This is a genomic window from Agromyces ramosus, assembly GCF_030817175.1.
Taxonomy (GTDB): domain Bacteria; phylum Actinomycetota; class Actinomycetes; order Actinomycetales; family Microbacteriaceae; genus Agromyces; species Agromyces ramosus_A.
This window is the reverse complement of record NZ_JAUSYY010000001.1, coordinates 3446014-3464987: the sequence shown is the minus strand read 5'-3', so window position 1 is coordinate 3464987 and position 18974 is coordinate 3446014. Positions and strand designations below refer to the sequence as shown.

Annotated in this window: 23 protein-coding genes and 2 pseudogenes; 10 read left to right on the top strand and 15 right to left on the bottom strand. The window is 70.4% G+C overall.

Annotation, left to right across the window (positions count from 1 at the left end; translation table 11 throughout):
- Positions 1-219: 219 nt before the first annotated feature.
- Positions 220-1161, bottom strand: a pseudogene (locus tag QFZ26_RS16215) (glycosyltransferase family 4 protein); the annotation flags it as partial.
- A gap of 242 nt (positions 1162-1403) precedes the next feature.
- On the opposite strand from QFZ26_RS16215, the gene QFZ26_RS16210 reads away from it, so the two are divergent.
- The gene (locus QFZ26_RS16210) at positions 1404-1610 is read left to right on the top strand and encodes a dodecin family protein (protein WP_307043932.1); all 207 of its coding nucleotides are present in this window, start codon (positions 1404-1406) and stop codon (positions 1608-1610) included.
- Between the two features lie 163 nt (positions 1611-1773).
- Here QFZ26_RS16210 and QFZ26_RS16205 read toward each other — a convergent pair whose 3' ends face one another.
- From QFZ26_RS16205 to QFZ26_RS16195, 3 genes are all read right to left on the bottom strand, one after another.
- Positions 1774-2403 (bottom strand): FMN reductase, encoded by a 630-nt coding sequence (locus tag QFZ26_RS16205; RefSeq protein WP_307043930.1) that lies wholly within the window; start codon positions 2401-2403, stop codon positions 1774-1776.
- Between the two features lies 1 nt (position 2404).
- A complete protein-coding gene (locus QFZ26_RS16200) occupies positions 2405-3550 on the bottom strand; it encodes an LLM class flavin-dependent oxidoreductase (protein ID WP_307043929.1) in 1146 nt (381 codons plus the stop codon).
- 162 nt (positions 3551-3712) lie between these two features.
- Positions 3713-5290: a M28 family peptidase gene (locus QFZ26_RS16195; RefSeq protein WP_307043927.1), complete on the bottom strand. Its 1578-nt coding sequence runs from the start codon at positions 5288-5290 to the stop codon at positions 3713-3715.
- Between the two features lie 197 nt (positions 5291-5487).
- Here QFZ26_RS16195 and QFZ26_RS16190 point away from each other — a divergent pair, with 197 nt between their 5' ends.
- Positions 5488-6282: a glycosyltransferase family 2 protein gene (locus tag QFZ26_RS16190; protein ID WP_307043925.1), complete on the top strand. Its 795-nt coding sequence runs from the start codon at positions 5488-5490 to the stop codon at positions 6280-6282.
- 16 nt (positions 6283-6298) lie between these two features.
- Here the strand turns inward: QFZ26_RS16190 and QFZ26_RS16185 are convergent, their stop codons facing one another.
- The gene (locus QFZ26_RS16185) at positions 6299-7264 is read right to left on the bottom strand and encodes an alpha/beta fold hydrolase (protein WP_307043923.1); all 966 of its coding nucleotides are present in this window, start codon (positions 7262-7264) and stop codon (positions 6299-6301) included.
- 118 nt (positions 7265-7382) lie between these two features.
- Here QFZ26_RS16185 and QFZ26_RS16180 point away from each other — a divergent pair, with 118 nt between their 5' ends.
- Positions 7383-7778 (top strand): thioredoxin family protein, encoded by a 396-nt coding sequence (locus QFZ26_RS16180; protein WP_307043922.1) that lies wholly within the window; start codon positions 7383-7385, stop codon positions 7776-7778.
- A gap of 30 nt (positions 7779-7808) precedes the next feature.
- Here the strand turns inward: QFZ26_RS16180 and QFZ26_RS16175 are convergent, their stop codons facing one another.
- The 4 genes from QFZ26_RS16175 to QFZ26_RS16160 form a co-directional block, all read right to left on the bottom strand.
- Positions 7809-8426, bottom strand: a complete 618-nt coding sequence (locus QFZ26_RS16175) for a hypothetical protein (RefSeq protein ID WP_307043920.1) — start codon at positions 8424-8426, stop codon at positions 7809-7811.
- 37 nt (positions 8427-8463) lie between these two features.
- The gene (locus tag QFZ26_RS16170; RefSeq protein WP_307043917.1) at positions 8464-9351 is read right to left on the bottom strand and encodes an LLM class flavin-dependent oxidoreductase; all 888 of its coding nucleotides are present in this window, start codon (positions 9349-9351) and stop codon (positions 8464-8466) included.
- 75 nt (positions 9352-9426) lie between these two features.
- Positions 9427-9990 carry a type 1 glutamine amidotransferase domain-containing protein gene (locus QFZ26_RS16165; protein ID WP_307043916.1) on the bottom strand — a complete coding sequence of 188 codons (564 nt, stop codon included), beginning with the start codon at positions 9988-9990 and terminating at the stop codon, positions 9427-9429.
- 10 nt (positions 9991-10000) lie between these two features.
- The gene (locus QFZ26_RS16160) at positions 10001-11029 is read right to left on the bottom strand and encodes an EamA family transporter (protein WP_307043914.1); all 1029 of its coding nucleotides are present in this window, start codon (positions 11027-11029) and stop codon (positions 10001-10003) included.
- A 93-nt stretch (positions 11030-11122) separates the two neighbouring features.
- Here QFZ26_RS16160 and QFZ26_RS16155 point away from each other — a divergent pair, with 93 nt between their 5' ends.
- Positions 11123-11668 (top strand): CGNR zinc finger domain-containing protein, encoded by a 546-nt coding sequence (locus QFZ26_RS16155; RefSeq protein ID WP_307043912.1) that lies wholly within the window; start codon positions 11123-11125, stop codon positions 11666-11668.
- A 69-nt stretch (positions 11669-11737) separates the two neighbouring features.
- On the top strand, positions 11738-12181 hold the full coding sequence (locus QFZ26_RS16150) for an SRPBCC family protein (protein WP_307043911.1): 444 nt from the start codon (positions 11738-11740) through the stop codon (positions 12179-12181).
- A 131-nt stretch (positions 12182-12312) separates the two neighbouring features.
- On the opposite strand, the gene rpsO is transcribed toward QFZ26_RS16150, so the two are convergent.
- The gene (rpsO, locus tag QFZ26_RS16145; protein WP_307043909.1) at positions 12313-12582 is read right to left on the bottom strand and encodes a 30S ribosomal protein S15; all 270 of its coding nucleotides are present in this window, start codon (positions 12580-12582) and stop codon (positions 12313-12315) included.
- 238 nt (positions 12583-12820) lie between these two features.
- Here rpsO and QFZ26_RS16140 point away from each other — a divergent pair, with 238 nt between their 5' ends.
- Genes QFZ26_RS16140 through QFZ26_RS16130 form a run of 3 tightly spaced genes read left to right on the top strand, consistent with a single transcriptional unit; the run spans position 12821 to position 13892 of the window.
- Entirely contained in the window at positions 12821-13015 is a 195-nt protein-coding gene (locus QFZ26_RS16140) for a hypothetical protein (RefSeq protein ID WP_307043907.1), read from the top strand.
- A gap of 2 nt (positions 13016-13017) precedes the next feature.
- Positions 13018-13383 (top strand): DUF488 domain-containing protein, encoded by a 366-nt coding sequence (locus QFZ26_RS16135; protein ID WP_307043905.1) that lies wholly within the window; start codon positions 13018-13020, stop codon positions 13381-13383.
- A 56-nt stretch (positions 13384-13439) separates the two neighbouring features.
- Positions 13440-13892: a CHRD domain-containing protein gene (locus QFZ26_RS16130; RefSeq protein WP_307043903.1), complete on the top strand. Its 453-nt coding sequence runs from the start codon at positions 13440-13442 to the stop codon at positions 13890-13892.
- An 81-nt stretch (positions 13893-13973) separates the two neighbouring features.
- Here the strand turns inward: QFZ26_RS16130 and QFZ26_RS16125 are convergent, their stop codons facing one another.
- Positions 13974-14816: a CPBP family glutamic-type intramembrane protease gene (locus QFZ26_RS16125; RefSeq protein ID WP_307043901.1), complete on the bottom strand. Its 843-nt coding sequence runs from the start codon at positions 14814-14816 to the stop codon at positions 13974-13976.
- Between the two features lie 139 nt (positions 14817-14955).
- On the opposite strand from QFZ26_RS16125, the gene QFZ26_RS16120 reads away from it, so the two are divergent.
- Positions 14956-16086, top strand: coding sequence for a M4 family metallopeptidase (locus QFZ26_RS16120; RefSeq protein WP_307043899.1), 1131 nt, complete (start codon positions 14956-14958; stop codon positions 16084-16086).
- Positions 16087-16096: 10 nt separating this feature from the next.
- The gene (locus QFZ26_RS16115; RefSeq protein ID WP_307043897.1) at positions 16097-16408 is read left to right on the top strand and encodes a protealysin inhibitor emfourin; all 312 of its coding nucleotides are present in this window, start codon (positions 16097-16099) and stop codon (positions 16406-16408) included.
- Here QFZ26_RS16115 and QFZ26_RS16110 read toward each other — a convergent pair.
- From QFZ26_RS16110 to QFZ26_RS18925, 4 genes and pseudogenes are all read right to left on the bottom strand, one after another.
- Positions 16308-17060, bottom strand: a complete 753-nt coding sequence (locus tag QFZ26_RS16110; protein ID WP_307043895.1) for a lysoplasmalogenase — start codon at positions 17058-17060, stop codon at positions 16308-16310. The two genes, QFZ26_RS16115 and QFZ26_RS16110, sit on opposite strands and share 101 nt — an antisense overlap.
- Positions 17061-17213: 153 nt before the next feature.
- Positions 17214-17585 carry an FKBP-type peptidyl-prolyl cis-trans isomerase gene (locus tag QFZ26_RS16105; protein WP_307043892.1) on the bottom strand — a complete coding sequence of 124 codons (372 nt, stop codon included), beginning with the start codon at positions 17583-17585 and terminating at the stop codon, positions 17214-17216.
- A 188-nt stretch (positions 17586-17773) separates the two neighbouring features.
- Complete coding sequence (locus QFZ26_RS16100) at positions 17774-18658, bottom strand: PrsW family intramembrane metalloprotease (protein ID WP_307045111.1); 885 nt, start codon at positions 18656-18658, stop codon at positions 17774-17776.
- Positions 18550-18807, bottom strand: a pseudogene (locus QFZ26_RS18925) (PrsW family intramembrane metalloprotease); the annotation flags it as partial. The gene QFZ26_RS16100 and the pseudogene QFZ26_RS18925, both read right to left, overlap by 109 nt.
- Between the last annotated feature and the right edge of the window lie 167 nt (positions 18808-18974).

The window sequence follows — 18974 nt, the reverse complement described above, 5'->3', positions numbered from 1 at the left end:
CGTCGTGATCGGGTCGCCGATCACCGCGCCCCCGGCCCTGCGCCGGGCGATCGCGCCGGCGTGCGACCCACGTGAGCGAACCGGCCGCATCGAAGGGAGGCGGCGCGCCTCCTCGTAGTGGTCGAGGAGCTCGTCGCCGAGACGGCTCCAGCTGCGTCCTGCCACCGACTCACGTGCGCGCTCGCCGAACGCGCGCCGCTTCGCGTCGTCGCCGACGAGGTCGCGCACCCGATCCCGCAGGTCGTCGAGGTCTCCCGGGCGGTAGAGCCATCCGTTGACGCTGCTCTGCACGAGGTCGAGGGGGCCGCCGCGCCCGGTCGCGACGACGGGGACGCCGCTGGCGAGCGCCTCCTGGATGGTCTGGCAGAACGTCTCGCTCTCCCCCGGATGCACGAACACGTCGAGGCTCGCGGTCGCACGGGCGAGCTCGTCGCCGTCGAGGAACCCGGCGAAGTGCGCGGAGGGCAGCAGCCGCTCGAGCGCCGCCCTCGACGGGCCGTCGCCGATGATCACGAGCCGGACGCCCGGCAGGCCGGCGATCGCCTGCAGGTCCTCGACCTGCTTCTCGGGTGCGAGCCTGCCGACGTACCCGGCGATGAGCTCCCCGCCGGGGGCCGCCTCGCGACGCCAGTCGTCGCTGCGCCGCTCGGGAGCGAACCGCTCCGTGTCGACGCCACGTCGCCAGAGGCGCATGCGGTCGACGCCGACCGACGCGAGCCGCTCGATGGCCGACGACGACGGCGCGAGCGTGAGCGTGGCACGGCGGTGCAGCCGGCCGAGGTGCCGGGTCAACGCCGGCGCGGCGCCCGGCACGCCGTAACGCTCGGCATAGGCGGGGATGTCCGTCTGGTAGACGGCGACGGTCGGCACGCTGAGCGACTCGGCGGCGAGCACGCCCCGCCAGCCGAGCACGAACGGTGACGCCAGGTGCACCACGTCAGCCCGGTGCTCGCGCATGACGGAGGCGAGTCGATTGGCGGTCGCGAGTGTCACACGCACGTCGGGGTAGCTCGGCAGCGGCATCGACGGCAGCAGCACGGCACGTGCGCCGTAGAGGGTGTGGTCGATGGGGCCGGACCGCGGCGCCACCACGAGCGAGTCGTGGCCACGCCGTTCGAGGTGACGAAGCACCTGCAGCAGCGAATGCGTCACCCCGTTCATGTGCGGGAGGAACGATTCGGCGAGGAGGAGGACCTTCACGATCCCAGCGTGACGGCGGCCGAGCTCCGCGACGGCCGGAACCGCCTCGCGACGGCGAGGGTTCACCAAGACGACGGATGCCGTTCGCCCGCCCGTCGGCGCAGCGTCGTGCTCTGGCGTCCGACGCGTCAAGCCCTCGCGTTCAGCCGGTGAACGGCGGATGATTGCCCTGAAGTACACCTGACCGATCAAGGAGAAACGCCATGTCATCCGTCGCAAGGGTCACCACCATCACTGTTCGTTCGGACACCAGCTTCGAAGATGCTGTCGCAACCGGGATCGAACGCGCCGCGCAGACGCTGCGCCATGTCAGCGGCGCGTGGGTGAAGGAGCAGAAGGTCGAGGCGACCGAGGGCAAGATCACGGCGTGGTCCGTGGTGCTCGAGGTCAGTTTCGTGCTCGACGACTGAGCGACCTTGCACGCGACTCACGGGTGACCGCTCGCGCCGCCCGCGAGCTCGGCATGCGATCTCGACGCGCTGCGACGCGATTCGCGGCGGCCCACCGACGTCGTCGAGGAGCCCTGAGCATCGGATGCCGCGAGCGAAGCGCTCGCCCGCGGCATCCGCTCGATCACTCCCCCGCGAGCCCGCCGATGAGGTGCCCGAAGGGCCGGTCGAGCGCGAACGGGTCTCGCACCGTCGTCGACCGGTCGCTCGCGGCCACCAGTGCGGCGAGCTCACCCGCGGCACGATCGATGCGGGCGGGCAGCGTCTTCACCGAGTCGGCCGCGTCGCCCCAGTCGCTCGTCGCGGCGAACACGCCCGTCGGCACGACGGTTGCGTGCAGGTAGGTGAACATCGGCCGAAGGGCGTAGTCGAGCGCGAGCGAATGGCGCGGCGTGCCGGCGGTCGCGCCGATCGCGACCGGCATGCCGGCGAGCGCGGCGCTGTCGATGACGTCGAAGAACGACTTGAACAGGCCCGAGTAGCTCGTCGTGAAGATCGGCGTGACGGCGATGAGGCCGTCGGCACCCGTGACGGCCTCGATGACGGCCTCGAGCTTCGGGCTCGGGAAGCCCGTCAGCATGTGGTTCATGACGTCGGTCGCGACGTCGCGCAGCTCGAAGGTCTCGACGGTCGTGTCGATGCCCTCGGCCTTGAGCTTCGCCACCGTCTGGTCGGCGAGCTTGTCGGCGAGCATGCGGGTCGACGACGGCTGGCTGAGGCCGGCCGAGACGACCGCGAGGGTGCGCGTGGTCATTTCAGGCTCCCTTCACGGCGGCGGCGCCGAACGCGGCGCCCTTGGGCGCGGCATCGGCAGATGCTGCGGTCGCCGCGTTGCGAGCCACGACGAGCGAGGCGTGCGTCGGGGCATCCGGAACCGTCGCCGGGCGGTTCTTGGCGAACTCCCGGCGCAGCACCGGCACGACCTCGGAACCGAGCAGGTCGAGCTGCTCGAGCACCGTCTTCAGCGGCAGGCCGGCGTGGTCCATGAGGAACAGCTGGCGCTGGTAGTCGCCGACGTAGTCGCGGAAGCCGAGCGTCTTGTCGATGACCTCCTGCGGGCTGCCCACGGTGAGCGGCGTCTGCGAGGTGAACTCCTCGAGGCTCGGCCCGTGGCCGTACACCGGCGCGTTGTCGAAGTACGGGCGGAACTCACGCACCGCGTCCTGCGAGTTCTTGCGCATGAACACCTGACCGCCGAGGCCGACGATCGCCTGTTCGGCGGTGCCGTGCTCGTAGTGCTCGAAGCGCTGGCGGTAGAGGGCGATCATGCGCTGCGTGTGCGAGGCCGGCCAGAAGATGTGGTTCGCGAAGAAGCCATCGCCGTAGTAGGCGGCCTGCTCGGCGATCTCGGGGCTGCGGATCGACCCGTGCCACACGAACGGCGGCACATCGTCGAGGGGACGCGGCGTCGACTGGAAGCCCTGCAGGGGCGTGCGGAACTGCCCCTCCCAATCGACGAAGTCCTCGCGCCACAGCCGGTGGAGCAGCGCGTAGTTCTCGATGGCGAGGTTGATGCCCTGGCGGATGTCCTTGCCGAACCAGGGGTATACGGGACCGGTGTTGCCGCGGCCCAGCATGAGATCGACGCGACCGTCGGCGACGTGCTGGAGCATCGCGAAGTCCTCGGCGATCTTCACCGGGTCGTTCGTCGTGATGAGGGTCGTCGCCGTCGAGAGCTGCAGCTTCGAGGTCTTCGCCGCGATGTAGGCGAGCGTCGTCGTGGGCGATGAGGAGAAGAACGGCGGGTTGTGGTGCTCGCCGAGCGCGAAGACGTCGAGGCCGACCTCCTCGGCGTGCTGCGCGATGGTCAGCACGTCGGTGATGCGCTCATGCTCAGTCGGCGTCCGGCCGGTCGTCGGGTTCTGCGTGATGTCGCTGACGGTGAAGATTCCGAATTGCATGTCGCCCTCCTGGGCTCATCCCTGTGTCACACGTTGCATGCATTTGCATACATCGTGTTGAACGGATGCCCCTCGCCCACTATTCCCGATGCGAACCGACTTCGCACACGCGAAGGGCGGGGGCGCCGTTCGGCACCCCCGCCCCGCTTTCAGCGCGTCGGATCAGTCGACGGCGTCGTGCTCGTGACCGTGGTCGGGCGCGAGCCCGCCACCACCGGGCAGGTTGACGGTGCCCTCGGGTCCGGCAGGAGCCGGGAACGTGAAGTTGCCCGGAACCTTCGTGCCGACCACGCCGTTGACCGTCTCGGTCGAGTACGCGTAGGTCAGCACCGCCGCCGCGATGGCGTCGGAGTTGACGTCGAGCGCGTCGAGCGCGAGGTTGTCGATGTCGTCGCACGCGAGGTGGTAGCAGGGGTCGTACTGCGCACCGGCGGTGCCGCCCCAGATCTCAGCCTGCTCAGCGGTCTTCACGACTTCGGCGCCCGTGAACAGGCCGCCCGCTGGCACCCCGTTCAGGATGAACGCCTGGTAGTCGCTGCGACCGCTGAACTGCGCGTCGTCGTAGGGCACGCCGGCCCACGTGTAGTAGCTCTCGAAGAGATCCTCGATCTGGATCGAGCCCTCGGGGATGGGCACGCCCTGGGGCGCGTCCCAGCCGGACTCGTCGCCGTCGTACACCATGAAGATGTAGTTGGGCGAGGCCACCATGTCGAAGTTCAGGTAGAGCGCCACCTCGTCGAGCGTGCCCGCGGCGACCTGGTCGGCGACGTAGGCACGCGAACCGAGAAGGCCGCTCTCCTCGGCACCCCACCATGCGAACCGGATGGTGTTCTCGGGCTTCAGCTTCGAGATCTGCTGGGCGATCTCGAGCAGCGCCGCCGACCCGCTGCCGTTGTCGTTGATGCCGGGGCCCGCCTGCACCGAGTCGAGGTGCGCACCGGCCATCACGACGTTGTCGTCGTTCTTGCCGGGCAGCTCTGCGATCACGTTGACCTGCGGGCGCGACTCAGGCGACAAGACCGCGACGCGCGCGGTCGAGCCGGTCTGCGCAAGCGCAGCACCATCGGCGAAGCTCGCACCGACGACCGGGATGCTCAGCGGCGTCTGGTTGACGCCGAACAGCGTGCCCGTGACCAGACCCGAGCGTAGATCGGTGTTGCCCTGGTTGAAGATGATGACGGCCGAGGCGCCGGCATTCTGGGCGTTGATCGCCTTGACGCCGAACTCGCAGGTGCCGCGCTGCACGAGGGCGATGCTGCCCACCGGGAAGCCGGCGAAGTCCGCCGCCTCGCAGCCGCTGGTCACCGGATCGCGCGGCGGTGCGAGCACGACGTCGACCGGAACCACGTTGCCGGTGACGTCGCCGAACCCGGTGCCCGTGAACACCGCCGACTCGTACTCCGCAGCCACCGGGGTGAGCTGCTCGAGCGTTGGCGGCGGAACATAGGTGAAGTCGAACTCGTCGAGTTCGACGCTCCATCCGGCGGCCTCGAGCGTGTCGACGACGTACTCGACGCTCTCGGTGTAGCCGGTGGTTCCTGCCGCGCGGTTGTCGTCATTGGCATCCGCGATGGCCTGGAAGGCTTCTTCGTGCTCGAGCACGCCGTCGACCGTGACGCAGCCGAGCAACTTGTCGTAGGTGTTGTTCGTGCGGCTGTCGCAGCCCTGCGAGCTCGGCGCCGCGAATGCGGCTCCGGCCGGCACGAGCGCGAGGGTGGCGACGGCCGCGGTGGCGATCATCACCGTCTTCGCGCGATTGGAAAGTGTTGCAGATGTGTACATCGTCTTCCCTTCGGAACCGGGTGCCCCCATTGGCCCCCGGCTGAGGGTCAGCATATGCGGACCCTCAGCACCCACAACAGCCCCTGCCCCGATCCAGCCGGGCACGACGCACGAAACGTGCGTCAGCGACTCACGCGGTGGCTAGACTCGCCACGATGGGCACCATTTCGGTCGTCATTCCGAGTCTCAACGACGCGGGCTACCTCGCCGCCTGCCTCGACGCGCTCGCTCGCCAGACCCGCCCGGCCGACGAGGTCATCGTCGTCGACAACGGCTCGACGGATGACACGACCGCCGTCGCCCGCGCCGCCGGCGCTCGAGTCGTCGACGAGCCGCTGCGCGGCATCTGGCCCGCGACCGCCGCGGGCTTCGACGCGGCATCCGGCGACCTGCTCGCACGGCTCGACGCGGACTCGGTCCCGGCGCCCGACTGGATCGCCGAGATCGAGCGGCGCATGCGCGGCGCCGATCGGCCCACCGTGGTCACCGGTTCGGGACAGTTCTACGGCGGCAACGCGGTGCTGCGCTGGATCGCCCACAACATCTACCTCGGCAGCTACTTCACCGTCATCGGCGCCCTGCTCGGCCACCCGCCGGTCTTCGGCTCGAATTATGCGATTCGGCGCGACGCGTGGCGGCGGCTGCGCGACATCGTGCACCGCGATCGCGCCGACGTGCACGACGACCTCGACCTGTCGTGGTGGCTGCAACCCGGCATGACGGTCGTGCGCGAGCACCGGCTCATCGTCGGCGTCTCGGCGCGGCCGTTCTCGAGCGTGGCCGGTCTCGCCCGGCGCGTGGGCATGGGGTTCCACACCCTCGCCGTCGAATGGCCCGAGTGGCCGCCACTCGAGCGCCGGGCCGATCGTCGTCGCGCGCCTCACCACGGCACGGCCGGCGGGCCGGCATTCGACGCCGACGCCGACGGCGAGCGCCCGTTGGCCGTGTGACCTGCGCCGTTGCCGCTCAGGCGGTGTGGCCGCTCGCCTCGAAGAGCGCGAGCATGTCGCGGGTGAGCTGATGCGGTGCCGTCTCGCACGGGCTGTGACCGGTGGCGTAGACCGCGAACGTCGCGTTGAGCTCGCGGGCCGAGCGCTCGTGCAGCTCGCGCGGCCAGAGGTCGTGCTCGCCGACCGCGACGAGCTTCGGCACGGTCGCGAGCGCGACCCGGGCGCGAACGTCGGGCGTCTGCATCATGAGGGCGATGATGTCGTCGACGCTGTCGCGCCGGGTGTGCGCGAAGCGCTCGCGCACGAAGGCGAGCCGGCCCGGAAGCACCCGATTGAGGTTGTTGCGGATGCCCCACAGCATGAGCGCCGCTCCCTGGCGCGGCGAGGTGAACGCACTGATCGGGCCGATGCGCTTGACGTTGCGGAATGCCTGGCCGGGCTCGGGCGGCGCGCTCAACAGGGTGAGACTCGCGAACCGGTCGGGCCGCTCGACCAGGGCGAGCTCGGCGAGGGTGCCCGCGAAGCTGTAGCCCAGCACGTGGGCGTGTGCCGCCCCGTCGTCGAGCACGGCGATGAGGTCGTCGAGGAACAGGCGCTCGTCGTACCTCGACCGCGGCGGGTCGAGATTCCACGGCCCGGCGCCCGACGACTCGTACTGGCCCGCGAGGTCGAACGACTCGACCCGGTAGCCCGCCGCGGCGAAGAGCGGGAACATGAGGATGAAATCCTCTTTGGAGCCGGTCGCGCCCGGTACCAGCACGACACGTGGCGCATCGACCGGCCCCAGCGCGACGCGTGCGAGCGGGCCGCTCGGAGCCTCGAATCTGGTGAACTCCGTACCCGGCGGGAACGTGCGCCAGTCGACCTCGTGAAGCGACGCGTCGAGCGCGAGCGCGTCGTCGGCACCCACCGCGGCCGAGAGCGGCGAGCCCGCGGCGGAGCGACGCCGGAACGACCCGAGCACGCCTCCGAATGCGACCACGGATTCACGATAGCGAAGACCTGCGACGCCGCGGGGATCGACGCAGCGAGCGTCCGTTCATCGGTCGCTCACAGCGAAACCCGGGCAGACGCCCAGTTCGTCGCCCTAGGCTGGAGCGATGGCTACCGTCGCACTCACCCTGGAGTCCTTCGAGCAGACGATCCTCGGAGGCGGCACCGTCTTCGTGGACTTCTGGGCCGGATGGTGCGGCCCGTGTCTCCAGTTCGCGCCGAACTACGAGGCGGCCGCCGAGGCGAACCCCGACCTCACCTTCGCGAAGGTCGACACCGAAGACCAGCAGCAGCTCGCGGCGGCCATGAACATCACGTCGATCCCGACGATCATGGCCTTCAAGGACGGCATCGGCGTCTTCGCCCAGGCTGGCGCGCTCCCCCGCCCGATGCTCGACGAACTCATCTCACAGGTGCGCGCCCTCGACATGGAGCAGGTGCGCGCCGACCTCGACCGTCAGGAAGCCGACGCCGAAGCACGATCCGGCGCGGCATCCGCCTGACCGTCCGCGCGCAGCGACCGAGGATGCCGGTCAGGCCGCCTCTTCGAGTCGCGCGAGCCCGCTGAGATCGAGCTCGACCCCGAAGGGCCGCGCGTCGCGGGTGACGAGCGCGGGCACCCGCATCAGCACTCCGCGCATGCGGGCGGCATCGAGCACGTCGCGCCAGCGGTCGTCGGCTCGCGTGCCCAGGAATCCCGCGTGGCGAGGGCGGTCACCGCCGACGAGCTGTACGCCGATGCGGTAGCGACGGGACATCCATCGGCTCGCACGTGGCACGAGCAACGCTGCCTGCTCGGCGCCGCCGTGGAGGCGCGCGAGCTCGATCGCCGCCTGGTGTCGCTCGGTGTCGACGACCGGCACGACGGAGCGGACCGCGCGATCGACCGCAGGCGCGTCGACGACCTCGAGGCCGTCGAGCCCCTCGAGGCTCGAGAGGTCGCCCCATCGGTCGGGATTCGCGGGCCGGCGGTCTCGCATGATGGAACGGACGAGCCACGCCGCGACCAGGACCACGAGCACGAGCAGCGGCCAGAACCCCCAGGGCGCCCGCTCGGGCCGAACGAGGCTCACGGCGACGACGAGGACGAACAGCACGAAGTACGGGAGCGGCTCCCAGGCGAGCAGGGGCTTCGATCGGGGCGCGGGCATGGGCCTCAGGGTATCGCGACGAACGGTGGCGAGCGCGTCAGCGCAGCGTCGCGAGACGCGACGCGACCTCGTCGAGCACGGCCTCGTCACCGGCGTAGATGCCGTCGCGGCGCGGCCAGTGCGTCACCACGTCGGTGAAGCCCAACTCGGCGGCCCGGCCGATGGCGTCCTCGAACGCCGCGGCGCTCGTCAGGCTGTACCGCCGCTCGGAGTCGAGCGAGAGGGTGCGGTCGACGCTCGAGGGTTCGCGGCCGGCTTCAGCGCAGGCCGAGTCGAATCGCTCGGCGAGCTCGGCGACCCCGCGCCACCAGGCGTCGGTACCGTCGTCGTCGGGGCCGGTCGTGATCCAGCCGTCGGCCAGGCGTGCCGCGAGCGCGAGCCCCTTCCTCCCGTTCGCCGCGAGATGGATCGGCGTGCGCGGCAGCTGGGCGGGCTCGCCGACCATTCGCGCGCCCGATGCCGTGAACCAGGTGCCCTCGAACGAGATGCCGCCGGCGCCCGGCTGCTCGTATCGCAGGAGCGTGTCGAGCGACTCGGTGAACTCGGCGAACCGGGCGAAGCGGTCGCGAGGCGTGAGCTCGGGCTGGCCGAGCACCGACGCGTCGAATCCGGTGCCCCCGGAGCCCACGCCGAGCACCAGGCGCCCGCCCGAGATCTGGTCGAGCGTCGCGACCTCCTTCGCAAAGGGCACCGGGTGGCGGAAGTTCGGGCTCGTGACGAACGTTCCGAGCCGAATGCGCTCGGTGACCATCGCGGCCGCCGTCAGCGTCGGCACGGTGGCATGCCAGCGTTGACCCGCGAGGCTGCGCCAGGAGAGGTGGTCGTAGGTCCAGGCATGGTCGAAGCCGTACGCTTCGGCGCCGCGCCAGTAGCGCGTCGCATCGGGCCAGTCGTACTGCGGGAGGATGACGATGCCGAAGCGCATGGTCCGAGTCTACGGATCCGCGACGCGAGCAGTGGGTGGTCGTCGTAGTGTGGCGGTCCGCTCCGGGAGGGCCGGCTACACGGTCTGCCCGGCGTGCTCGCCCTCGGCGATCTCCTCGATGACCTTGTCGATGAAGGCCGGGAGATCGTCGGGCCTGCGGCTCGTGACGAGCCCCTGGTCGACGACGACGGCTTCGTCGCTCCAGTCGGCGCCCGCATTCACGAGATCGGTCTTCAGGCTCGGGTACGACGTGAGACTGCGACCGCGGATGACGCCCGCCTCGGCGAGGATCCACGGTGCGTGGCAGATCGCGGCGACCGGCTTGTGCTGTTCGAAGAAGCTCCGCACGAAGGCGACGGATGCCGCGTCCATGCGCAAGTGGTCGGCGTTCACGACGCCGCCGGGCAGCACGATCGCGTCGAAGTCGGATGCGTCGGCGCCGGTCACGCCGAGGTCGACGTCGAACGTGTCGGCCTTGTCGAGGTGATGCAGCCCGAGCACGGTGCCCTCGGTCGGCGACACGAGCGTCACCTCGGCGCCGGCTTGCCTGAGCGCGCTCCACGGTTCGGTGAACTCGACCTGCTCGACCCCGTCGGTCATGAGGAACGCGACCCTCTTGCCCTCGAGTTGCGATGGCATGACTCCTCCTTCACTCGTCGGAGGGTCCACGGTAGGCAGGCGCCGGTGCAGGCGGCAACGGGTTGACTTCGAGCCGGCCCGGCCCGGGTTCGACGTCGGCGTCGAGCGCCGGGGCGACGGGGACGCCGGCGCGGGGCGCGCTCCGCTCGAGGCGCACGAGCACGATGCCGCCGAGGATGAGGATGCCGCCGATGAGCTGTACCGGCCCGATCGCCTCGCCGAGGAGCGCCCAGGCGACGATTCCCGCGAACACGACCTCCGAGAGGCCGAGGAACGAGGAGAGCCTCGTGCCGAGCAGCCGGATCGCCTGGATGCCGGCCACGTAGGCGAACGCCGTGGAAATCGCCGCCACCATGAGGACGGGGACCCACCAGGGGGCGGTGCCGCCGAAGAACCCGACGTCGGTGAACTCGGCTTCGAAGGGCACGAGCCCGGCGAGCGCCGCGGCGCCGAGCACGAGGGCTCCGATGAGGCATCCGGCCGCGGCGAGCGCGATCGGCGGGACCCCGAGATCGGATCGTTCGCCCAGCACGTAGTAGACCGCGACGCCGAGCATCGCCACGCCGGCGATCACGACGCCGAATGGATCGAGCGGGCCGCCGGTGGGCCCGATCACGAGCACGAGTCCCGCGATCGCGACGACCGAGCCGGCGAGCACGACGATTTGAGGAGCATGACGAGTGCGCACCCACGCGAAGGCGACGAGGGCGACGGGCGCGAGGTATTCGATGAGCAGCGCCGTGCTCACGGGGATTCGCGCGATCGCCGTGTAGAACGCGAGTTGCACGCCCGCGACCGCGATGACGGAGTAGACCAGCACGGTCCACTTCGCACGCCAGAGCGGGCGCAGGTCGAACCGAAGGGCGATGAGCCCCGGCACCGCGAGCAGCAGGGCCGCCACCGTGATGCGGAAGAACACTGCGGCTCCCGGCGACCAGCCGGATTCGAGCAGCGGCTTGACGATCGCGCCGCCCGCGCCGAACGCGAGGCCGGCCGCAAGGCCGAGCACGATTCCGATGAAGCCGCGTGAGCCGCGCATGCGTATCCCCGTCCGATCCGCGAGTCACCGGCACCGTCATGCCCGAAACTCGTTATACTCATGACGGTATCTGAGCTGTGCGTCAGGAGTCAAATGTTTTTCACCCATGACACCGAAGCTGCACTCGGCTTCGTCGCGGCGCTCGCCGACACGACGCCCGAGGCGTCCGATTCGGGCGATGACGAGCTGGCGACGCAAGCGCAGCTGACGGCCTTGCTCGACGCCTGGAAGTACTCCGGGCGTCGCGATGGCGGCGATGTGGAGCTCGACGAGGTGCGCGAGGTCCGCACCCGCCTGCGCGAACTGTGGCTGCTCGACCGCGACGACGCGGCCGACGCGGTCAACGAGCTCCTCGCCGAAGCTCGAGCGCTCCCCCGCCTCGTGCGCCACGACGACATCGACTGGCACATCCACGCGACCGAACCCGATGCACCGCTCGCCCGTCGCATCCTCGTCGAGGCGGCGATGGCCCTCGTCGACGTCATCCGCGCCGACCAGATGGACCGGCTGCGCGTCTGCGACGCCGACGACTGCGAGAGCCTCTACGTCGACCTCTCGAAGAACGCCTCACGCCGGTTCTGCACCACGCGTTGCGGCAACCGCATGGCGGTGCGCGCGTACCGCGCACGCGCCGTGTGACCGCTTCTGGGCTGGACGCCCGCGTCCAACCGACCTACCGTGAGTGGAGGCCGGCTGAGAGGAGCGATCGTGCCCGCGACCGACGACGAGGTCTTCACCGTTCGACGGCACCTCGATGCCCCGCCCGACCGCGTCTTCGCGGCGTTCATCGACCCGTCGCGACTCGAGCAGTGGTTCGTCGTCGACGGGTTCCAGACCCCGGCCGAACGGATCCGCAGCACGCCCCAGCCCGGCGGAGGCGTCGAGGCGGTGATGGTCTCCGATGCCGACGGCTCGGAGATCCCGTTCGGATTCCGGTACCGCGAGCTCGATCCACCCCACCGCGTGGTGCTGGAGTTCGACGACCCGCGCGAGGTCGTGACCGTGACGATCGAGCCGGCGCGCGCCGCGACGTCGGAACTCACGTACACCCTGGCGACGCTGGAGCCGCCGTCCGATCCCGCTGCCGCGCAGCGCGGTGCCGAGGACATGCTCGACCGCATCGCGGCAGGCATCGACCAGGGGCTGATCTGAGGCGGTCTCCACGCCGCGTCGTGGCATCCGCCCGGAAATGACGAACGCCCCTGCCGGAGCAGGGGCGTTCGCAAGAAGTTCGCGGTATCAGCGAGAGCCGCAAGGCCGCACGAGTGCGGCGCAGTACTTGCCTAGCGGCGCAGACCGAGACGCTCGATGAGCTTGCGGTAGCGCGCGATGTCGACGTCGGCGAGGTAGCCGAGCAGTCGACGACGCTGACCGACGAGGAGGAGCAGGCCACGACGCGAGTGGTGGTCGTGCTTGTGCTCCTTCAGGTGCTCGGTGAGGTCCTTGATTCGCTTCGTGAGGAGCGCGATCTGGACCTCGGGGGATCCAGTGTCACCGGGGTGCGTCGCGTACTCTTCGATGATCGCCTTCTTGACATCAGCTTCAAGTGCCATAGATGGGATCCCCTTTCTCATTCGTTGCGCGCTGCCCGTGGCCGAATGCCTGGGCTCTCTTTGTGCGCGGCCGTCATGACGGCAACCTCAATACTCTACCAGAGCGGATGACCCCGGATCGCCGCGTGGAGCGGCACTCGAGCTTGCGCCCGAGGCCGAGCCTTGCGCCCGAGGGGTGGCGGGGAGCGACAATGGAGGCGCTGCGCTCGGGTCACGAGCCCGGCGCGAAGGAGACCACATGCGCAAGCCCGTTCTCATCACGGTCGGCGTGATCGTCGCCCTCTGCGGCGTCGTGTTCACGCTGCAGGGCCTCGGGTTCGTCGGCGGCAGCGCCATGACCGGCTCCGGCTTCTGGGCGGTCCTCGGACCGATCATCGCGATCGCCGGCATCGCGCTCGTGCTGTTCGGGCTGCGCAGGAGGGGTCAGGCCTGAGCATGGCGTTCGCCATCAAGCGCGTCTACGAGCCGGCCGAGGCATCCGACGGCTACCGGGTGCTCGTCGACCGGCTCTGGCCGCGAGGAGTGAGCAAGGAGAAGGCCGAACTCGATGAATGGGCGAAGGATGCCGCGCCCTCCGCCGCGCTCCGCACGGAGTGGCACCGCAACCGCGAGCGCTTCGACGAGTTCGCGGCGACGTACCGCTCCGAGCTCGACGCGAACCCGGCGGCGCAGGCGCTGCTCCAGCTGGGACGCGAGCACGACCGCGTCACCCTCCTGTTCGGCGCCCGCGACGAGCTCGTCAACCACGCCGCCGTGCTGCTCGACTGGCTCGGCGAGCACGGGGCATCCGTCGACCCTTGAGACTTGCCCGCGGTCGGCGTAGCGTGCGGAATGACCCGAGGAAGTGAGACTCCATCATGTCCATGAGCAGGCACGCGCGCATCACCGCAGTCGGCCTCGCGGCCGTCGCCGCCCTCGCCTTCGGCGGCGCCGGCGCCGCACAGGCGGCACCCCCCACCATGACGACCGTCCCGCTGAACACCGGCCAGGAGACGCCCGCACCGTCTGTCGGCGGCGCCCACGGCTCCTTCTCCTACTCGATCGACGGCGACCAGCTCTGCTATACGCTCTCAGTCACCGGCCTCTCGGCGGCACCTGTGGCCGCGCACATCCACATCGGCGAGCGCAACACCCCCGGCCCCGTGGTCGTCCCGCTCATGACGCCGCCCGGCGCGACCTCCGAGGTGTCGGAGTGCAAGACGGTGAGCTCCGCAGTGCTCGCCGCGATCGAGGCGAACCCGAAGGACTACTACGTGAACGTGCACACGCCGTTGAACGGCCCGGGCGAGATTCGCGGACAGCTCAGGTAGCCGTGATTCGGGCCGCGAGGTCGGCTGCCGCATCGTGGCCGGCCGCGCTGCGCTCGAGTGGCGGCAGCCGCTCGCCTTCGCTCACGGGGCCAGGAGGAAGATCGCCGGCCAGCCGTTGTGCGCGTACACGATCACGGCGAAGACGATCGCGTCGAACAGCAGGTGCACGACCAGCACGTACGTGAGCGACTTCGTGAGCTTGAACGTATAGCCCTGCAGCAGGGCGAACGGGATCGTGAGCAGCGGACCCCAGCTCTGGTAGCCGAGCTCCCAGAGGAACGACACGAACACGATCGACTGCAGCAGGTTCGCCTGCCACGTCGGGAAGTGGCGGCGCAGCAGCGCGAACACCGTGCAGATGAAGAAGAGCTCGTCCCACGTGCCCACGGCGTTGACGCCGACGAAGAGGCGCGCGATCTCGTCGGGTTCGGTGACGGTGGGCCAGTTCGTGTACACGCCCGACGTGATGAAGTAGAACGGCAGGATCGCCCAGCCGAGGAACAGCACGAGCAGGAGGTAGCCCCACTGCACGCGCGTCCAGCGCCTGCCCGTGCGCCATGGGAATCGGATCACGTGATCGCGGTACACGAACCGCGAGATCAGATACGGCACGAGGACAGCGGACCCGAGCACGATCGTGAATCGGACCATGTTGGGGTAGCTGATATCGGCCTCGAGCGACATCGTCGAGATGATCACCTGTCCGAGGGCGATGAGTGCGAGGTCGGGAAGCAGGCGGGTCGTGCGGCCGGACCGGTCGACGAGCCACGCGACGAGGAGCCCGACGGCCAGCATCACGTAGCCCGGGATGCGCAGCTGGAATCCGAACAGCAGCACCGCGGCGCCGCAGACGATGGCGGCCGGCACCAGCCCGATGGGGTGGGTGCGCACCTCGAACGGTGCGGCGAGGGCGGCGGAGGTCACGGCCCAAGCTTCGCAAGGGCTCGGGGCTGCGGCAAGTCGTGCGTCCACCGCGGGTCGCCCGGTGCCGGGTCCAGTCCGCTCCCGCGGCTCGCCCGTCACACGAGGACGCGCTGTCGTGGGGACGTGCCACCATCGATGCATGACGCGGATGCCCCGGCCCTACACCCATCCGTCGCCGCACGCGGCGATCGTGCCGCCGTACCTCCTGGCGCGCATCGCGGCGACCGACGATCCTCGCTTCGGCGCGGCATCCGAGGCCGCTCGCCGTTCGCTCCTCCGCGACGCGCCGCTGCGCGAATGGCGCCGCTCCGGCGAGGTACCGTCCTTCATCGCGTCCGAGCACCCCGCGCGCCCTGCCCGCGACGAGCGGCCGGCGGCGCTCCCGGGCCAGGCGCCCGCACCCGATCGGCGCATCTCCGACGCGGGCGGCCTCGAAACCCTGCCCGGTCGCATCGTGCGCCGCGAAGGCCAGCCGCCCACCGGCGACGCCGCAGCCGACGACGCCTACGACGGCCTCGGCGAGACCTTCGCCCTGTTCGCCCGGGTCTACGGCCGCGACTCCATCGACGACGCCGGCATGCCCCTCGAGGCCACCGTGCACTTCGGCGACCGCTACGACAACGCCTTCTGGGACGGTGAGCGCATGGTCTTCGGCGACGGCGACGGCGAGGTGTTCCGCGGGTTCACCGAATCGCTCAGCGTCATCGGCCACGAAGTGGCGCACGGCGTCACCGAACGCACCGCGGGGCTGCGGTACCAGGGCCAGTCCGGTGCCCTCAACGAACACGTGTCCGACGTCTTCGGCGCGCTCGTCGAGCAGTACGCCATGGGCCAAGACGCCGAGGCCGCCACCTGGCTCATCGGCGAGGGCGTGTTCACCGAGCTGGTCGAGGGTCGCGCCATCCGCTCGATGCTCGAGCCGGGCACGGCCTACGACGACGACGTGCTCGGCCGCGACCCGCAGCCCGACCACTTCGACCGGTACATCGAGACCACCGACGACAACGGCGGCGTGCACCTGAACTCGGGCATCCCCAACCGGGCCTTCGCCCTCGCCGCGGTCGAGCTCGGCGGGTTCGCGTGGGAGCACGTGGGCCGCATCTGGTACGACGTGCTCACCTCGGGCCGGCTCCGGGCCAACGACGGCTTCCACCGCTTCGCCGCCGAGACCGCGCGTGCCGCACGCGAGCGGTTCGGCCGAGACTCCGCCGAGGAGCGGGCGGTCGCCGGAGGCTGGTCGGCCGTGGGCATCGAGGTGCCACGGGAGTAGCATCGCGGGCATGGACGTCTTCGTGTCGCGAAGCGGCGGCCTCGCCGGACTCCGGCTGACCTGGCATGTCCGCATCGACGACCAGCCCGATCGCGACGAGTGGTATCTCCTGATCGAGGAGATCCCGTGGAGCGCGCCCCCGCCGGTTCCGCCCGAACCCGACCGGTTCGTCTACCGCATCCGCTGCGAGCCGCACGAGGCGACCCTCGCCGAACGGCAGCTCACCGGGCCGTGGCGGAAGCTCGTCGATCGCGTGCAGGACGCGACGGAACCCGAGCGCGGCGGTCGGCGCGAATCGCCGACACGGCCCCCAACGCGATGAGCCCCTGCGCGGCGAGGTAGCTCGTCATCACCGTCACGTCGTGCAGCGCGAACTCGTAGCCGGGCAGGAACCTGCCGAGCGCGAGCACCGAGTCGGAGACCACGAAGAACGCACCACCGGCGGCGATGAGCCCGCCGTGCGCTGCCGCCAGCGCGGCCATCGCTCCGAGCACCGCACCGTAGACCGCGACGGGCACGATCATGCCGCCGAGGTGCGGGGCGAGCAGCGCCAGGAACCCGATGTACCAGACGGCGTACCCGAGCGCCCAGGCGTTGAGCCTGCGCCCTTCGGCCGGAAGCCGGAAGAACAGCGCGATGTAGGCGAGATGCGCGAGCAGGAACGACCCGAGCCCGATGATGAACCACCACTCACCCGGGACGGTGAGCGCCGCGTCACCGCCCCATGAGAAGGCGATCGCCGTGATGAGCAGCCACGAGGCGTCGCTGCGCACCGGCCACAGCGCGAGCATGACCGCGAAGGCGAGCGCCGGCATGAGCAGCAGCTTCGAGACGCGCGCCGCCTCGTCGAGCCCCAGCGCGATCATGGCGAGGTGCACGACCGCGAGGGCGAGGAAGGGCGCGAACGCGACGAGGGTGCGACGGGCCGTGGGCGCGCCGCGAACGCCAGTTGATGCGGAGTCGGGCGCAGTCACACGCGTGCCTCTCGAGTGGTCGGGTTCCCCGGGCGTCTCAGCATCGTAGCCGAGCGGGTGAGCGGCCCCGGGCATCCGTCGCACCGATGTTCCGGCAGACACGACGAAGGCCGGTGGGCGACTGCCCACCGGCCTCGAGGTCGTGCAGCTCGCTCAGCTGACGCCGAGCAGGTCGATCACGAAGATGAGGGTCTGCCCCGAGAGGCGGTGTCCGCCGCCAGCGGGGCCGTAGGCCTTCTGCGGCGGCACCGTGAGCTTGCGGCGGCCACCGACCTTCATGCCGGGGATGCCCTCCTGCCAGCCCGCGATGAGCGAGCGCAGCGGGAAGTTGATCGACTGGCCGCGGCTCCACGACGAGTCGAACTCCTCACCGGTGTCGTACTCGACGCCGAGGTAGTGCACGTCGACCGTCGAGCCGGACGCGGCCTCGGCACCGTCGCCCACGACGATGTCCTCGATGACGAGGTCGGCGGGGGCGGGCCCCTCGGGGGCGTCGATCTCGGGCTTCTTGCTGGTATCGGTCATGCGTCCAGCCAAACAGATGCCCGCCCGCGAGGCAAACGTGGACAACCGTCCACCCCCCTCTTGCGCTGACTGCGAACACGTTGCACGCTGGAATCCGAGAACTCGTCGCCCACGGAGCGCTGTCGGCACTGCCACACCACTTGGGCGGCGAGTTTCTTCGTGCCGGTACCAGTGCACGGTGCACGGCGTCAGCGCAGCAGCGCCGCCCGGTCGGCGGCGACGGCCTCGAGCAGCACGCGCTCATCGATGATGCGTCGCACGTCGGCGCGACCCGTGACGAGCGCGTGCCGATTGAAGGCGAGCTTCGTGGCGTCGGCGATGAGTCGTCGCATGAGCGCGGTGCGCGGTGGGGTCTGCGCCCCCGCCCAGGCACGGGCCTGTCGCCGGCCGGCCGGCGTCGCGAGCATCTCGACTTCGGCCGCGCTGAACCATCCGGCGGCCGCGTACTCCCGAAGGCGTGCGCGGGTCACCCGCACCTCCTGACGACGCAGGAAGACCGTGAGCAGCACGGCACCGACGAAGATCGGAACCTGCACCGTGAAGTAGAGCCCGACGATGTCGTCGGCGAACGTGAGCGATCCGTTCCAGAGGGCGTGCAGGACGACCGCACCGGCGAGGCCGAGCAGGAACCACCCCACGACGCCCGCCCCACCGCCGCGCCGTGCGCCGATGCCGATGGCCAGCCCGGTGCAGGCGGTGAACAGCACGTGTGCGAACGGCGAGAAGAGCCCGCGCACGACGAACGTGGCGCCGAGCTCGCTCGGACCGCCCTCGGCGAGCGCGGCACCGAAGTAGAGGATGTTCTCGGTGAACGCGAAGCCTGCGGCCACCGTCGCCGCGTAGACGAGGCCGTCGACCGGTCCGTCGAAGTGCGAGCGCGAGAACGCGTAGAGGAGCAGAGCACGCCGATGCCCTTCGCGGTCTCTTCGACGATCGGCGCCTGCACCACCGCCGCCAGCGCCGCGTTCGGGCTTCCGCCGGGCTCGGTGAACGCGAGCAGCAGCTGCAGGCTGAGGTCGACGAGGAGCGCGATGGCGACGGACACGGCCGCTCCCCAGAGGAAGGCGAACCACAGTGCCCACCGCGGCTCGGGCTCCCACCGGTCGACCCACGCCACGGTGAACAGCACGATCGCGAGGGGCGCGAGCGCCAGCAGCGACCCGATGACGAGCGCCGAGACGCCCAGCGCGAGCCCGATGTAGGCGATGACGAGCAGGCCCACGAGGGCGCCGACGACGATGCCGATGGCGGCGAAGACGCCCGTGCCGCCGCGCGCGGGCGGCGGTGCGGCGAAGAGCGACGGCGCGGGCGTTGGGTTGGGCGCGGGGCTGGGAGACGCGTTGGTCACGCGGGCAGCCTATCGAGCAGGGCCGACGGATGCCTCGAACA